Raw genomic sequence first — 15,016 nt, forward strand, 5'->3', positions numbered from 1 at the left:
TTGCGACGCAATATGTCGCATTGCCGTAAACCCGCGTAAAACCGGGGTTGGCGCTATAAGAAGTTGTCGCTTGGCGGCAAGGCCGCGCTGAAAACTGTCCTTACAATCCCTGCATCGCCCGCCAGTATCAGGCAGGCGTTCCTCTTCAGGAGACTCCGATGTCCGTTGAGCAAGCCCCGGTGCAACGTGCCGATTTCGACCAGGTCATGGTTCCCAACTACGCACCTGCCGCCTTCATCCCTGTGCGTGGCGCGGGTTCACGCGTGTGGGACCAGGCGGGTCGCGAGCTGATCGACTTTGCCGGCGGCATCGCGGTTAACGTATTGGGCCACGCCCACCCGGCGCTGGTCGGTGCATTGACCGAGCAAGCCAACAAGCTTTGGCATGTTTCCAACGTGTTCACCAATGAGCCGGCTCTGCGCCTGGCGCACAAGCTGATCGACGCCACCTTTGCCGAGCGCGTGTTCTTCTGCAACTCCGGCGCCGAAGCCAACGAGGCCGCCTTCAAGCTGGCCCGTCGTGTGGCGTTCGACCGTTTCGGAACCGAGAAGTACGAGATCATCGCCGCGCTCAACAGCTTCCACGGCCGCACGCTGTTTACCGTTAACGTCGGTGGCCAGTCGAAATACTCCGATGGGTTTGGGCCTAAAATCACCGGCATCACCCACGTTCCTTATAACGACCTGGACGCGTTGAAAGCGGCCGTGTCCGACAAGACCTGCGCGGTGGTGCTGGAACCGATCCAGGGCGAAGGCGGCGTGCTGCCAGCCGAACTGGCTTACCTGCAAGGCGCCCGCGAACTGTGTGATGCGAACAATGCGTTGCTGGTGTTTGACGAAGTGCAAACCGGCATGGGCCGCAGCGGCCACCTGTTCGCCTACCAGCACTACGGCGTGACGCCGGACATCCTCAGCAGCGCCAAGAGCCTGGGCGGCGGTTTCCCGATCGCGGCGATGCTGACTACCGAAGCGCTGGCCAAGCATTTGGTGGTTGGCACCCACGGCACCACGTACGGCGGCAACCCGCTGGCCTGTGCGGTGGCCGAAGCGGTAATCGACGTGATCAACACGCCTGACGTGTTGGCCGGGGTGAACGCCAAGCACGCGCTGTTCAAGGCGCGCCTGCAGCAGATCGGCGAGCAATACGGCATCTTCACCGAAGTGCGCGGTTTGGGTTTGCTGATCGGTTGCGTGTTGAGCGACGCCTTCAAAGGCCGCGCCAAGGACGTGTTCAACGCGGCCGAAAAAGAAAACCTGATGATCCTGCAAGCCGGCCCGGACGTGGTGCGTTTTGCGCCGAGCCTGGTGGTGGAAGAAGCGGACATCAACGAAGGCCTGGACCGTTTTGAACGTGCAGTGAAAACCCTGACGCAAGCTTGATTCAAATGTAGGAGGGGGCTTGCTCCCGATAGCGGTGAATCAGTCACCTGATTTATCACATGACAAACTGCTATCGGGAGCAAGCCCCCTCCCACATTGCAATATTCCAACATTGGAATACTCCCACTGTGGAGTAGGTGTTGTTCCTGATCTTCCCGGTATTTTCCCCCTATGATTTTTCGAGTTAAGGAGTGACACCATGCTGGTGATGCGCCCCGCGCAAATGGCTGATCTGGGCGAGGTACAGCGTCTGGCTGCGGACAGCCCGATTGGTGTCACTTCCTTGCCGGATGATGTAGAACGCCTGAGCGACAAGATCGCCGCCAGCGAAGCGTCTTTCGCAGCCGAGGTCAGTTTCAACGGTGAAGAAAGCTATTTCTTCGTACTCGAAGACACCGAAACCGGCAAGCTCGCAGGCTGCTCGGCCATCGTCGCGTCGGCGGGTTACTCGGAGCCGTTCTACAGTTTTCGTAACGAAACCTTTGTGCACGCCTCCCGCGAGCTGAAAATTCATAACAAGATTCACGTGCTTTCGCAGTGCCACGACCTCACCGGCAACAGCCTGCTCACCAGTTTTTACGTGATGCCTGCGCTGGTCGGTTCGCCGTGGTCGGAACTCAATTCGCGTGGCCGCCTGTTGTTCGTCGCCAGCCACCCGGAGCGCTTCGCCGATTCGGTGGTGACCGAGATTGTGGGCTACAGCGACGAGAACGGTGACTCGCCGTTCTGGGACGCCATCGGCCGCAACTTCTTCGACCTCAACTACGCCGCCGCCGAACGCCTGTGCGGGCTGAAAAGCCGCACCTTTCTTGCCGAGCTGATGCCGCATTACCCGATCTACGTGCCGTTGCTGCCGGACGCTGCCCAGGAAGCCATGGGCCAGGTGCACCCGCGTGCGCAAATTACCTTCGACATTCTGATGCGCGAAGGGTTTGAGACCGACCATTACATCGACATCTTCGACGGTGGCCCAACGCTGCACGCGCGGGTTTCGGGTATTCGCTCAATCGCCCAAAGCCGCGTAGTGCCGGTGAAGATCGGCGAGATGGTCAAGGGTGTTGGCCGCCAGTACCTGGTGAGCAATGCGCAGTTGCAGGACTACCGTGCGGTGATGCTGGACCTGGACTACGCGCCTGGCAAACCGGTGATCCTCGACCTGGCAACCGCCGAAGCCTTGGGCGTCGGCGAAGGTGCCAGCGTGCGTCTGGTTGCCGTTTAAACACAGAGTTTCGCGAGTGGCCCACGCGGGCGGCTTGTCTGAGGAGATAGCATGATCGTTCGTCCCGTACGCAGCAGCGATTTACCGGCCCTGATTGATCTGGCGCGCAGCACCGGCACCGGCCTCACCACCTTGCCGGCCAACGAAGAGCGCCTGACCCATCGGGTTGGCTGGGCCGAAAAAACCTTTCGCGGCGATGCCGGGCGTGGCGATGCCGACTACCTGTTTGTGCTCGAAAACGACGAAGGCCGCGTGGTGGGTATTTCCGCCATCGCCGGTGCCGTCGGCCTGCGCGAGCCTTGGTACAACTTCCGGGTCGGCCTGACGGTCAGCGCCTCTCAGGAGTTGAACATTTACCGCGAGATTCCGACGCTGTTTCTGGCCAACGACCTCACCGGCAATTCCGAATTGTGCTCGTTGTTCCTGCACGCCGATTACCGCAACGGCCTCAACGGCCGCATGCTGGCCAAGGCGCGCATGTTGTTTATCGCCGAGTTCCCGCAGTTGTTCGGCAATAAGATCATTGCCGAGATGCGCGGTGTGTCGAATGACGCCGGGCGTTCGCCATTTTGGGAGAGCCTCGGTCGGCACTTTTTCAAGATGGAATTCAGCCAGGCGGATTATCTCACCGGCGTGGGCAACAAGGCGTTTATTGCCGAGCTGATGCCGAAGTTTCCGCTGTACAGCTGCTTCCTCTCCGAAGACGCGCGCAACGTGATCGGCAAGGTGCACCCGGACACCGAGCCTGCGCTGAGCATGCTCAAGAGCGAAGGGTTCAGCTACCAGGGCTATGTCGACATCTTCGACGCCGGCCCGGCGGTGGAATGTGAAACCGCCAAAATTCGCGCCGTGCGCGACAGCCAATCGCTGGTGTTGGCGATCGGCACACCGGGGGACGACGCCACGCCGTTCCTGATCCATAACCGCAAGCGTGAAGAGTGCCGCATCACCGCCGCGCCGGCCCGTCTGGCGGCAGGCACGTTGGTGGTCGATCCGCAGACCGCCAAGCGCCTGCAACTGGTGGTCGGTGATCAAGTGCGTGCGGTACCGTTGTCTGCTGCTCGGGAGTCGAAATAATGAATTCGTTGTATATCGCAGGTGCCTGGCTGGCAGGCCAAGGCGAACTGTTTGAATCGCGTAACCCGGTCACCCAGCACGTGCTGTGGAGCGGCAATGGCGCCAGCGCCGAACAGGTTGAGTCCGCCGTGCAGGCCGCACGCCAGGCCTTTGCCGAGTGGGCACGGCGCCCGCTGGAAGAGCGCATCGGCGTGTTGGAAGCCTTCGCCGCTACGCTGAAAAGCCGCGCCGATGAAATCGCCCGCTGCATCGGCGAAGAAACCGGCAAGCCGCTGTGGGAATCGGCCACCGAAGTCACCAGCATGGCCAACAAAATTGCGATCTCGGTGCAAAGCTACCGCGAACGCACCGGCGAAAAGAGCGGCCCGCTGGGCGACGCCACCGCCGTGTTGCGTCATAAACCCCACGGCGTGGTGGCGGTGTTTGGCCCGTATAACTTCCCTGGCCATTTGCCCAACGGGCATATCGTCCCGGCGTTGCTCGCGGGCAACACCGTGCTGTTCAAACCGAGCGAGTTGACGCCTAAAGTCGCCGAGCTGACCGTGCAGTGCTGGGTCGAAGCGGGTTTGCCGGCGGGCGTGTTGAACCTGCTGCAAGGCGGGCGCGAAACCGGTATCGCGTTGGCGGCCAACCCAGGCATCGACGGCCTGTTCTTCACCGGTTCGAGCCGCACCGGCAACCACCTGCACCAACAGTTTTCGGGGCGCCCGGACAAGATCCTGGCCCTGGAAATGGGCGGCAATAACCCGTTGGTGGTCGATGAAGTGGCTGATGTGGATGCGGCGGTTTACACCATTATTCAGTCGGCGTTTATTTCTGCCGGCCAGCGTTGCACCTGTGCCCGGCGTTTGCTGGTGCCGCAAGGCGCGTGGGGCGATGCCTTGCTGGCGCGCCTGGTGGCGGTCAGCGCGACGATTGAAGTCGGTGCGTTCGACCAGCAACCGCCACCGTTCATGGGCTCGGTGATTTCCCTTGGCGCGGCGAAAGCCTTGATGGACGCCCAGCAAATGATGTTGGCGAATGGCGCCGTGGCGTTGCTCGAAATGACCCAGCCGCAGGCTCAGGCCGCGTTGCTGACACCGGGCATCATCGACGTGACCGGTGTAACCGAGCGCGAAGACGAAGAGCTGTTTGGCCCGTTGCTGCAAGTGGTTCGCTACGCCGATTTTGCCGCCGCGATTGCCGAGGCCAACAACACCCAGTACGGCCTGGCCGCTGGCTTGTTGTCGGATTCCGAAGCGCGCTATCAGCAGTTCTGGTTGGAAAGCCGCGCCGGCATCGTTAACTGGAACAAGCAGCTTACCGGCGCCGCCAGTACCGCGCCGTTCGGTGGCGTAGGCGCCTCGGGCAACCACCGCGCCAGTGCGTATTACGCGGCCGATTATTGCGCGTACCCGGTGGCGTCTTTGGAGACCCCGAGCCTGGTGGTCCCCGCCACGCTGACCCCCGGCATTACGCTGGCCTGAAGGTGACAGTTGATCGGATTTACAGCTATAGATCTGCACTAGATGCCTATAAAAACAGATGTTCGTGGAGCCTCGCCGATGAAATCCTGTGAAGTCAATTTTGACGGTCTAGTGGGGCCGACCCATAACTACGGTGGCTTGTCCTACGGCAACGTCGCGTCCCAGAGCAACAGCCAGCAGTCCTCGAACCCGAAGGAAGCGGCGTTGCAAGGCCTGCAAAAAATGAAAGCCCTGATGGACATGGGTTTTGTGCAAGGCGTGTTGGCGCCGCAGGAACGTCCTGACGTCGCCGCCTTGCGCAACCTCGGTTTCAGCGGCAGCGACGCGCAGGTCATCCAGCAAGCGGCCAAACACGCCATGCCCTTGCTGGTCGCCAGTTGCTCGGCGTCGAGCATGTGGGTGGCCAACGCCGCCACCGTCAGCCCCAGCGCCGATACGGCGGATGGCCGCGTGCATTTCACCGCCGCCAACCTCAATTGCAAATACCACCGCAGCATCGAACACCCGACCACCAGCCGTGTGCTGGGGGCGATGTTTGCCGACGGCAAACACTTCGCCCACCACGCCGCGTTGCCGGCGGTGGCTCAGTTCGGCGATGAAGGCGCGGCCAACCACACGCGTTTCTGCCGTGACTATGGCGAGGCGGGCGTCGAGTTCTTCGTGTTCGGCCGCAGTGCCTTTGACACCCGTTACCCGGCGCCGCAAAAGTACCCCGCGCGCCAGACCCTTGAAGCGTCGCAGGCCGTTGCGCGCCTGCACGGGCTTGCCGACACCGGCGTGGTCTACGCCCAGCAGAACCCGGCGGTGATCGATGCTGGCGTGTTCCACAACGACGTGATCGCGGTGGGCAACGGCGAGGTGCTGTTCTATCACGAGGACGCGTTCCTCAATACCGAGCAGATGCTCGCCGAGTTGCAGGGCAAGTTGGGCGCAGTGGGCGCTAACTTCCAGTCGGTGTGCGTGCCGCGCGCGCTGGTCAGCGTCGAGGACGCGGTGCGTTCGTATCTGTTCAATAGCCAGTTGCTGACGCGCGCCGACGGCTCGATGCTGCTGATCGTGCCGGAAGAGTGCCGCGCCAACGCACGCGTCTGGCAATACCTGCAAGGCTTGACCGCCGCCGGTGGGCTGATCCGCGAAGTGAAGGTGTTCGACCTCAAGCAAAGCATGCAAAACGGCGGCGGCCCGGCGTGCCTGCGTTTGCGCGTGGCCTTGAACGAAACGGAACTGGCGGCGGTGAACCCAGGCGTTATCATGACCGCGCCGTTGTTTGACACGCTGACCCAATGGGTCGACAAGCACTACCGCGACAGCCTGCGTGAAACCGACCTGGCTGACCCGCAATTGCTGCTTGAGTGCCGGACGGCATTGGATGAACTGACGCAAATCCTTAAACTGGGCTCGGTGTATCCTTTCCAGATCAATTAACGCCACCTTTTTTACACCCCATGGCTGAGAACTATTTATGACCATCGACACCCTGAAACTGATTCTTGAAGACACCGACGGCACCCAGCTGGAAACCTCCTGCACCCGCGTCGCAGTGGTCTGGCAGGGCAAGGAAATCTGGATTCAGCACGATGGCCGCGGCCAACTGTTGATCGGCGTGGACGTAGAAGAAGGCGACGCCGAGTACGCCAACCTGCTGATGCGCCCATTGGCCACTAACTTGATGAGCCTGCAACTGGAAATGGAACCGGCCGACGTCGAAGGTGATGACGACGACCACGTCCACGGCCCAGGCTGCAACCACTAAGGAAGCTGCTTATGCTCGCCCTCGGCAAACTGCTTGAACTGACCCTCGCCGGTCGTGAACCGGCGCAAAAAATTCAACTGACTGTCGACGGCGTGCAGATGCGCTGGCTCAGCGAGGGCGCACTTGAGGTGCGCCCGCCGCTGGCACAGGACAACGGCTGCGACGTGCTGTTGTCGTGTGGCATCCATGGCAACGAAACCGCGCCGATCGAACTGCTCGACCGCCTGCTGCATGGCATCGCGCGTGGGGAGCTCAAACCGCGCACGCGTATTCTGTTCCTGTTCGGCAACCCCGAGGCCATGCGCCGCGGTGAGCGTTACCTGGAACTGGACGTCAACCGGCTGTTCAACGGCCGTCATGAACAAAATATCGGCCCCGAAGCGATGCGCGCCGCCGAGCTTGAGCAACTGGCGCGCAGCTTCTTCAGCGTGCCCGACCGCTCGCGCCTGCATTACGACCTGCACACGGCCATTCGCGGCTCGAAGATCGAGCAGTTTGCGCTGTACCCGTGGAAAGACGGGCGCCAGCATTCGCGCCACGAACTCGCCCGCCTGTGCGCCGCCGGCATGCAAGCGGTGCTGCTGCAGAACAAGCCTTCTATCACCTTCACCGCGTTCACCTACGAGCAACTCGACGCCGAGTCCTTCACCCTGGAATTGGGCAAGGCGCGGCCGTTCGGGCATAACCAGGGCGTGGACGTGTCGCGCCTGGAAACCCGCCTCAAGCACATCATCGAAGGCACGGAGCCTGTGACCGACAGCCTCGATGGCCTGCAGCTTTTTGCGGTGTCACGCGAAGTGATCAAGCACAGCGATGCGTTCTTGCTGCACCTGCCGGCGGATGTGGAAAACTTTTCGGAGTTGGAGAAGGGCTACTTGCTGGCCGAAGACGTGGCCAAAACCCGCTGGGTGATCGAGGAGGAGGGCGCACGTATTATCTTCCCCAACCCGAAGGTGAAGAATGGCCTGCGCGCGGGCATATTGATCGTGCCCACCACCGACGCCGGGCTAGCGTAAACCTCAAGGCCTCAGCGGATACAACTGTGGGAGCGGGCTTGCTCGCGATTGCGGTGTGTCAGGTAGATATTTTTCAACTGACAAACCGCCATCGCGAGCAAGCCCGCTCCCACATTGGTTTTGTGCTGTTGCTTAGACCGCTACGGCACGCGGCTCGCTGCGGCGGATCGCGCGAATCTTGTGCAGGGTGTCGGCGCAGGTACGCGCGGCTTCCTGGCCCTTGTGCACGAAGTGCTCGTAGAAGAACGTGTGGTGCTCGGTGCCGGCGTGGAAGTGATGCGGGGTCAGTGACACCGAGAACACCGGCACTTCGGTTTCCAGCTGTACCTGCATCAGGCCGCTGACCACCGATTGGGCGACGAATTCGTGACGGTAGATGCCACCGTCCACCACCAGCGCTGCAGCAACGATGCCGGCGTAACGGCCGGTCTTGGCCAGCAGCTTGGCGTGCAGGGGCATTTCAAAGGCGCCGCCGACTTCAAAGAAATCGATGTCCGATTCCTGGTAGCCCTGAGCGATCATTTCGGCGAGGAAGCCTTTGCGCGATTGGTCGACAATATCCTTGTGCCAGCAGGCCTGGATAAACGCGACACGCTCGCCGTGATGGTTTTTGCTTTTGCTGTCGATTGCGGTAGGTTGCATGTTCTGACTCCTGTTTAAGAAAAAAACAGGGCGTTATGAATCGAATGGGATTTAAGGGTATGCACAGCCTGGTCATGCAAACATGACGTCAGCGTGCGGCCCTTAGGTGCCAATCCCGTTCTCTCTTCATCCGGACTATGACCGTCGGCCCCGGGATCACACCGGGTCTGCTGACCTTGTCGCCGAACGGCGTGAGCGGTTCGAGGCGCCAAGCGCTCGCGGGCTATGCACATTGCGTGCAATTACCGCCGGTGGGGAATTACACCCCGCCCTGAGAACGTTGCCACCAGAACCCTGGCGGCGGAGAGTTTTTAACATGGTTTTTCAAAAACTGCACGACCGTCGTTTCGATAAGCTATATCGGTTTGTTTGGTTGGTATTCGATTAATCATCAAGAGTCTTTATATTCTATGGCGATGCCCGCAGTCATTATTCACGCAGGGCTAACCTAATCTGCTAGAGGCGACTTTCATGACTGTGATTGACCTGCGCAGCGACACCGTGACCCAACCCACCCCCGGTATGCTCGATGCCATGGCCAACGCGGTCAGCGGCGATGACGTGTATGGCGAAGACCCCAGCGTCAACCATTTAGAGGCTGAACTGGCCAAGCGCCTGGGGTTTCAGGCCGCGTTGTTCGTGCCCACGGGCACCATGAGCAACTTGTTGGCATTGATGGCGCATTGTGAGCGCGGCGAGGAATACATCGTCGGGCAGCAGGCCCACACCTATAAATACGAAGGCGGTGGCGCGGCGGTGCTGGGTTCGATCCAGCCACAGCCGCTGGAGGTGCAGCCGGACGGCAGCCTCGACCTGAACCACGTGCTGGCGGCGATCAAGCCCGACGACTTTCACTTTGCCCGCACGCGCCTGTTGGCGCTCGAAAACACTATGCAGGGCAAAGTGTTGCCGCTGGACTACCTGGCAAAAGCCCGCGCGTTTACGCGTGAGCATGGCCTGGCGCTGCACTTGGACGGCGCGCGAATCTACAACGCGGCGGTCAAGCTTGGGGTGGATGCGCGTGAAATTGCCCAGCACTTCGACTCGGTCTCGGTGTGCCTGTCCAAGGGCCTCGGCGCACCAGTGGGCTCGGTATTGTGCGGCGCCACGGCGCTGATCGCCAAGGCGCGGCGCCTGCGCAAGATGCTCGGTGGCGGGATGCGTCAGGCTGGCAGCCTGGCCGCAGCGGGGCTGTATGCGCTGGATCACCAGGTGCAGCGCCTGGCTGATGACCATGCCAACGCGCACTGGTTGGGCGAAGAACTGCGCAAGGCCGGTTACACGATTGAGCCGGTACAGACCAATATGGTGTATGTGCAGGTGGGTGATCAGGCGCAGGCCTTGAAGGCGTTTGCCGCCGAGCGCGGGATCAAATTGACCGCCGCGCCGCGTCTGCGCATGGTCACGCATCTGGATGTGAGCCGGGCGCAGATTGAGCGCGTGCTGCAGACATTCATCGAATTTTCGCGGCAATGACCGTGCAGGCTGTCTAATTGAGCGTTTCTATCACATAAACACGCTGTACCACCGGCAAAGGGCCGATATAATGCGGCCCTTTGCCGTCGCTCCGTCTGATGATGTTGCGCACTGGCCTTTGGCCGCAGACTCCGTGGAAGAACCTAATGAAAAGCGCAGAAATCCGTGAAGCCTTCCTTCGCTTCTTCGAAGAGCAAGGTCACACCCGTGTCGCCTCCAGCTCCTTGATCCCAGGCAATGACCCAACCCTGCTGTTCACTAACGCGGGCATGAACCAGTTCAAGGACTGCTTTTTGGGTCAAGAAAAACGCGCGTACACCCGCGCCACCAGCAGTCAGAAGTGCGTGCGCGCCGGCGGCAAGAACAGTGACCTGGAAAACGTCGGTTACACCGCTCGCCACCACACCTTCTTCGAAATGCTGGGCAACTTCAGCTTCGGTGATTATTTCAAAAAAGATGCGATCACGTTTGCCTGGACCTTCCTGACCGGCGTGTTGAAGCTGCCTAAAGACAAGCTGTGGGTCACCGTCTACGCAACCGACGATGAAGCGTATGACATCTGGACCAAAGAAGTCGGTGTGCCGGTTGAGCGCATGATCCGCATCGGCGACAACAAGGGCGCGCCGTACGCGTCCGATAACTTCTGGACCATGGGCGACACCGGCCCGTGCGGCCCGTGCACCGAGATTTTCTACGATCACGGCGCCGACATCTGGGGCGGCCCGCCGGGCTCGCCGGAAGAAGACGGCGACCGTTACATCGAGATCTGGAACAACGTGTTCATGCAGTTCAACCGCACCGCCGATGGCGTGTTGCATCCGCTGCCGGCGCCGTCGGTCGACACCGGCATGGGCCTGGAGCGGATCAGTGCGGTGATGCAGCACGTGCACTCCAACTACGAAATCGACCTGTTCACCAACCTGTTGAGCGCTTCGGCTGCGGCGATTGGCTGCGCCAACGAAAGCCAGTCTTCGCTCAAGGTGGTGTCGGACCACATTCGTTCCTGCGGTTTCCTGATCGCCGATGGCGTGCTGCCGTCGAACGAAGGCCGTGGTTACGTGTTGCGCCGTATTATCCGTCGCGCCTGCCGTCACGGTAACAAGCTGGGCGCCAGCGGCAGTTTCTTCTACAAAATCGTCGCCGCGCTGGTGGCCGAGATGGGCGACGCCTTCCCGGAACTCAAGCAGCAGCAAGACAACATCGAGCGCGTGCTCAAGGCCGAAGAAGAGCAGTTTTCCAAGACCCTGGAACATGGCCTGAAAATTCTGGAACAGGACCTGGCTGATCTCAAAGGCACTGTGGTGCCAGGCGACGTGGTGTTCAAACTCTACGACACCTACGGTTTCCCGATGGACCTGACTGCCGACATCGCCCGTGAGCGCGAGCTGACCATTGATGAGGCCGGTTTTGAGCGCGAGATGCAGGCCCAGCGCGTGCGTGCCCGCTCTGCCAGCTCTTTTGGCCTGGACTACAACACGCTGGTCAAGGTTGACGTGCCGACCGAGTTCATCGGCTACAAGGCCACGGTTGGCTCGGCCAAAATCGTTGCCATCTACAAAGACGGCAAGTCGGTCGACGTGTTGAACGAAGGCGAAGAGGCGGTCGTGGTTCTGGACCAGACGCCGTTCTACGCCGAGTCCGGTGGTCAAATTGGCGACTGTGGTTTCCTCAGCTCGACGTCCGGCCGTTTTGAAGTGCGCGACACCACCAAGACCGGCGGTGCATTCCTGCATCACGGCGTATTGGTGCTGGGTAACTTGACCGTCGGTGCGCCGGTGGATACTCAGGTAGATGCCGACGTACGGCATGCAACTGCCTTGAACCACTCGGCCACTCACTTGCTGCACGCCGCATTGCGCCAGGTGTTGGGCGAGCATGTTCAGCAGAAAGGTTCGTTGGTCGACAGTCAGCGCCTGCGCTTTGACTTCAGCCACTTCGAGGCGATCAAGCCTGAGCAGTTGAAGGCACTGGAAGACATCGTCAACGCCGAGATTCGCAAGAACTCCCCGGTAGAGATGGAAGAAACCGACATCGACAGCGCGCGTAAAAGAGGCGCCATGGCGCTGTTTGGCGAGAAATACGGCGACCAGGTACGCGTACTGAGCATGGGCGGCAGCTTTTCGGTAGAGCTGTGTGGCGGTATCCACGCCAACCGGACCGGCGACATCGGCCTGCTCAAAATCATCAGCGAAGGCGGTGTGGCCTCTGGTGTGCGACGCATCGAGGCGATCACTGGCGCTGCGGCGCTGGCCTACCTGAATGCTGGCGAAGAACAACTCAAGGAAGTGGCGGGCCTGGTCAAGGGCAGCCGCGACAACCTGATCGACAAACTGTCTGCCGTGCTGGAGCGCAACCGCGCGCTGGAGAAGCAACTGGAGCAGTTGCAGGCCAAGGCAGCCAGTGCAGCGGGCGACGATTTGTCGGCTTCCGCGCTGGACGTCAAGGGTGTAAAAGTGCTGGTTGCGCGCCTGGACGGGCAAGACGGCAAGGCGCTGTTGGCCTTGGTCGATCAGTTGAAGAACAAGCTCGGCCGCGCAGTGATCCTGCTCGGCGGTGTCCATGAGGAAAAGGTCGTGCTGGTTGCCGGTGTAACCAAGGACCTGACTGGCCAACTCAAGGCTGGTGATTTGATGAAGCAAGCTGCCGCGGCAGTGGGCGGGAAGGGCGGTGGTCGTCCTGACATGGCGCAAGGCGGTGGTGTAGACGCCGGTGCCCTGGACGCTGCCCTGGCCCTGACCGTGCCGTTTGTCGAGGCCGGCATTTAAGGCGCTGTTAATACGCCCATGGTCTAGTCATGGGCGTTTTCGGTTGCTGCAAGATTTGTTTATCAGGCGCCCCTTTACGGGCTAAGGCGGCTTAGAAATGGCTTTGATCGTACAGAAATTTGGAGGCACCTCGGTCGGCTCTGTCGAAAGAATCGAGCAGGTCGCCGACAAGGTTAAGAAGTTCCACGATGCCGGCGACGACCTGGTGGTGGTGCTGTCGGCCATGAGCGGCGAGACCAATCGCCTGATCGATCTGGCCAAGGCCATCAGCGGTGATCAACAGCCGCTGGCGCGTGAGCTGGATGTGATCGTGTCCACCGGCGAGCAGGTGACTATCGCGTTGTTGGCCATGGCGCTGAACAAGCGGGGTGTGCCGGCAGTTTCCTACACGGGCAGCCAAGTGCGCATCCTCACAGACAGCGCACATACCAAGGCGCGCATCCTGCAAATCGATGATCAGAAGATTCGTACAGATCTGAAAGCAGGGCGCGTGGTAGTTGTAGCGGGCTTTCAGGGTGTAGACGAGCTGGGCAACATCACCACCCTCGGGCGTGGCGGTTCGGACACCACCGGCGTAGCGCTGGCAGCGGCGCTCAAGGCCGATGAATGCCAGATCTATACTGATGTGGACGGTGTGTACACCACCGACCCGCGTGTGGTGTCCGTGGCCCAGCGCCTGGACAAGATCACCTTTGAAGAGATGCTGGAAATGGCCAGCCTCGGTTCCAAGGTGTTGCAGATTCGCGCGGTGGAATTCGCCGGCAAATACAACGTGCCGCTGCGCGTATTGCACAGCTTCAAAGAGGGTCCGGGCACCCTCATTACTATTGATGAAGAGGAATCCATGGAACAGCCGATCATTTCCGGCATCGCTTTTAACCGCGATGAAGCCAAGCTGACGATCCGTGGCGTGCCAGATACTCCTGGCGTGGCCTTCAAGATCCTCGGCCCTATCAGCGGCGCGAACATTGAAGTCGACATGATCGTGCAGAACGTTTCACATGACAACACCACCGATTTCACCTTCACCGTGCACCGTAACGAGTACGATGCCGCGGAGCGAATCCTGCAGAACACGGCGAGCGGAATTGGCGCCCGTGAAGTGATCGGCGACATCAAGATTGCCAAGGTGTCGATCGTGGGTGTGGGCATGCGTTCGCATGCCGGCGTTGCCAGCCGCATGTTCGAGGCCCTGGCGAAAGAAAGCATCAACATCCAGATGATCTCAACCTCCGAAATCAAGGTTTCGGTGGTGATCGAAGAGAAGTACCTGGAGCTGGCTGTACGCGCGCTGCATACCGCTTTTGAGCTGGATGCACCGGCCCGACAGGGCGAGTGATGCGATGCCAGAGAGGCGCGGTTTACCGCGCCTTTGATTTTTTGTAGAGCTCATGGCGTTTTGCCTGCGCTCGACAATACTTAGGCCGTTAGGGCTATGGCCTTTGGGCTGTAGGTCGAACGCCTTTTTTTTGCAGACTGTTGTTCCTGAAATGAAATGCGTGAGGAGAAAGGTATGCTGATTCTGACTCGTCGTTGCGCAGAAAGCCTGATTATCGGTGATGGCGAAATCACCGTGACCGTGCTCGGCGTCAAAGGCAATCAAGTACGTATCGGGGTTAACGCTCCGAAAGAGGTAGCGGTACACCGCGAAGAAATTTACCTGCGGATCAAGAAAGAGAAGGACGAAGAACCAAGCCTTTAATTTTTATCGTTTTTTATGTTTGCAAACGGGGATGAACGTGGTTAATATACGCCCCGTGTTGCGGAGAGCTGGCCGAGTGGCCGAAGGCGCTCCCCTGCTAAGGGAGTACACCTCAAAAGGGTGTCGGGGGTTCGAATCCCCCGTTCTCCGCCATTATTTGCTTAGTACGTTGCAATCTGGTTTTTTCGGTAAGTTGTTGAAATTGCTCGAAAAAATAGCTTTACATAGAGATTGAACGGCCTATAATGCGCGGCAACAAATGCACTCGTAGCTCAGCTGGATAGAGTACTCGGCTACGAACCGAGCGGTCACAGGTTCGAATCCTGTCGAGTGCACCATTTAAGAGTCATGTGCAGCAATGCAGGTGGTTCGGCTTCAGCCAGTTGTGATCTGGTCTAAAAACACAACCTGCACTCGTAGCTCAGCTGGATAGAGTACTCGGCTACGAACCGAGCGGTCACAGGTTCGAATCCTGTCGAGTGCACCATACAAACAAAAAGCCCGCCTAGTGCGGGCTTTTT

Annotated in this window: 12 protein-coding genes, 3 tRNA genes and 1 riboswitch; of the genes, 14 read left to right on the forward strand and 1 reads right to left on the reverse strand. The window is 60.0% G+C overall.

Going from position 1 to position 15,016, the window contains the following annotated elements; all coding sequences use genetic code 11:
• The first annotated feature begins 158 nt into the window (after window positions 1–158).
• The 7 genes from F0169_RS02220 (at window position 159) to astE (ending at window position 7,910) form a co-directional block, all read left to right on the forward strand.
• The gene (locus F0169_RS02220) at window positions 159–1,379 is read left to right on the forward strand and encodes an aspartate aminotransferase family protein (protein ID WP_099236229.1); all 1,221 of its coding nucleotides are present in this window, start codon (window positions 159–161) and stop codon (window positions 1,377–1,379) included.
• Between the two features lie 199 nt (window positions 1,380–1,578).
• A complete protein-coding gene (gene aruF / locus F0169_RS02225) occupies window positions 1,579–2,598 on the forward strand; it encodes an arginine/ornithine succinyltransferase subunit alpha (protein ID WP_058415111.1) in 1,020 nt (339 codons plus the stop codon).
• A 51-nt stretch (window positions 2,599–2,649) separates the two neighbouring features.
• The gene (astA, locus tag F0169_RS02230) at window positions 2,650–3,675 is read left to right on the forward strand and encodes an arginine N-succinyltransferase (RefSeq protein ID WP_058415110.1); all 1,026 of its coding nucleotides are present in this window, start codon (window positions 2,650–2,652) and stop codon (window positions 3,673–3,675) included.
• A complete protein-coding gene (gene astD, locus F0169_RS02235; RefSeq protein WP_172979303.1) occupies window positions 3,672–5,141 on the forward strand; it encodes a succinylglutamate-semialdehyde dehydrogenase in 1,470 nt (489 codons plus the stop codon). Before astA ends, astD begins: the two co-directional genes overlap by 4 nt.
• 78 nt (window positions 5,142–5,219) lie before the next feature.
• Window positions 5,220–6,566, forward strand: coding sequence for an N-succinylarginine dihydrolase (astB, locus tag F0169_RS02240; RefSeq protein WP_122251877.1), 1,347 nt, complete (start codon window positions 5,220–5,222; stop codon window positions 6,564–6,566).
• Between the two features lie 37 nt (window positions 6,567–6,603).
• Window positions 6,604–6,894 carry a hypothetical protein gene (locus F0169_RS02245; RefSeq protein WP_058415107.1) on the forward strand — a complete coding sequence of 97 codons (291 nt, stop codon included), beginning with the start codon at window positions 6,604–6,606 and terminating at the stop codon, window positions 6,892–6,894.
• A gap of 11 nt (window positions 6,895–6,905) precedes the next feature.
• Complete coding sequence (gene astE / locus F0169_RS02250) at window positions 6,906–7,910, forward strand: succinylglutamate desuccinylase (protein WP_058415106.1); 1,005 nt, start codon at window positions 6,906–6,908, stop codon at window positions 7,908–7,910.
• A gap of 132 nt (window positions 7,911–8,042) precedes the next feature.
• On the opposite strand, the gene F0169_RS02255 is transcribed toward astE, so the two are convergent.
• Entirely contained in the window at window positions 8,043–8,552 is a 510-nt protein-coding gene (locus F0169_RS02255) for a 6,7-dimethyl-8-ribityllumazine synthase (protein WP_058415840.1), read from the reverse strand.
• 113 nt (window positions 8,553–8,665) lie between these two features.
• A riboswitch (FMN riboswitch) is annotated at window positions 8,666–8,835 on the reverse strand.
• A gap of 188 nt (window positions 8,836–9,023) precedes the next feature.
• Between F0169_RS02255 and ltaE the strand changes: the two genes are divergently transcribed.
• From ltaE to F0169_RS02290, 7 genes are all read left to right on the forward strand, one after another.
• Window positions 9,024–10,028 carry a low-specificity L-threonine aldolase gene (gene ltaE / locus F0169_RS02260; RefSeq protein ID WP_122251878.1) on the forward strand — a complete coding sequence of 335 codons (1,005 nt, stop codon included), beginning with the start codon at window positions 9,024–9,026 and terminating at the stop codon, window positions 10,026–10,028.
• A 146-nt stretch (window positions 10,029–10,174) separates the two neighbouring features.
• Complete coding sequence (gene alaS / locus F0169_RS02265) at window positions 10,175–12,793, forward strand: alanine--tRNA ligase (protein WP_152745320.1); 2,619 nt, start codon at window positions 10,175–10,177, stop codon at window positions 12,791–12,793.
• A 97-nt stretch (window positions 12,794–12,890) separates the two neighbouring features.
• The gene (locus tag F0169_RS02270) at window positions 12,891–14,132 is read left to right on the forward strand and encodes an aspartate kinase (RefSeq protein WP_058415837.1); all 1,242 of its coding nucleotides are present in this window, start codon (window positions 12,891–12,893) and stop codon (window positions 14,130–14,132) included.
• Between the two features lie 174 nt (window positions 14,133–14,306).
• Window positions 14,307–14,495 (forward strand): carbon storage regulator CsrA, encoded by a 189-nt coding sequence (gene csrA, locus F0169_RS02275; protein ID WP_003175645.1) that lies wholly within the window; start codon window positions 14,307–14,309, stop codon window positions 14,493–14,495.
• Between the two features lie 62 nt (window positions 14,496–14,557).
• Window positions 14,558–14,648, forward strand: a tRNA-Ser gene (locus tag F0169_RS02280).
• 108 nt (window positions 14,649–14,756) lie between these two features.
• A tRNA-Arg gene (locus F0169_RS02285) sits at window positions 14,757–14,833 on the forward strand.
• 72 nt (window positions 14,834–14,905) lie between these two features.
• Window positions 14,906–14,982 (forward strand) — tRNA-Arg (locus F0169_RS02290).
• Window positions 14,983–15,016 lie beyond the last annotated feature (34 nt).

The sequence above is a fragment of the Pseudomonas kitaguniensis genome, assembly GCF_009296165.1.
Classification (GTDB): domain Bacteria; phylum Pseudomonadota; class Gammaproteobacteria; order Pseudomonadales; family Pseudomonadaceae; genus Aquipseudomonas; species Aquipseudomonas kitaguniensis.

What these genes read in the sequence shown, in the direction of transcription:
- aruF (WP_058415111.1), top strand. Translation starts at nt 1,579, where the DNA reads ATGCTGGTGATGCGCCCCGCGCAAATGGCTGATCTGGGCGAGGTACAG.
- csrA (WP_003175645.1), top strand. Translation starts at nt 14,307, where the DNA reads ATGCTGATTCTGACTCGTCGTTGCGCAGAAAGCCTGATTATCGGTGAT.
- F0169_RS02220 (WP_099236229.1), top strand. Translation starts at nt 159, where the DNA reads ATGTCCGTTGAGCAAGCCCCGGTGCAACGTGCCGATTTCGACCAGGTC.
- F0169_RS02255 (WP_058415840.1), bottom strand. Translation starts at nt 8,552, where the DNA reads ATGCAACCTACCGCAATCGACAGCAAAAGCAAAAACCATCACGGCGAG.
- alaS (WP_152745320.1), top strand. Translation starts at nt 10,175, where the DNA reads ATGAAAAGCGCAGAAATCCGTGAAGCCTTCCTTCGCTTCTTCGAAGAG.
- astE (WP_058415106.1), top strand. Translation starts at nt 6,906, where the DNA reads ATGCTCGCCCTCGGCAAACTGCTTGAACTGACCCTCGCCGGTCGTGAA.
- astA (WP_058415110.1), top strand. Translation starts at nt 2,650, where the DNA reads ATGATCGTTCGTCCCGTACGCAGCAGCGATTTACCGGCCCTGATTGAT.
- F0169_RS02270 (WP_058415837.1), top strand. Translation starts at nt 12,891, where the DNA reads ATGGCTTTGATCGTACAGAAATTTGGAGGCACCTCGGTCGGCTCTGTC.
- ltaE (WP_122251878.1), top strand. Translation starts at nt 9,024, where the DNA reads ATGACTGTGATTGACCTGCGCAGCGACACCGTGACCCAACCCACCCCC.
- F0169_RS02245 (WP_058415107.1), top strand. Translation starts at nt 6,604, where the DNA reads ATGACCATCGACACCCTGAAACTGATTCTTGAAGACACCGACGGCACC.
- astB (WP_122251877.1), top strand. Translation starts at nt 5,220, where the DNA reads ATGAAATCCTGTGAAGTCAATTTTGACGGTCTAGTGGGGCCGACCCAT.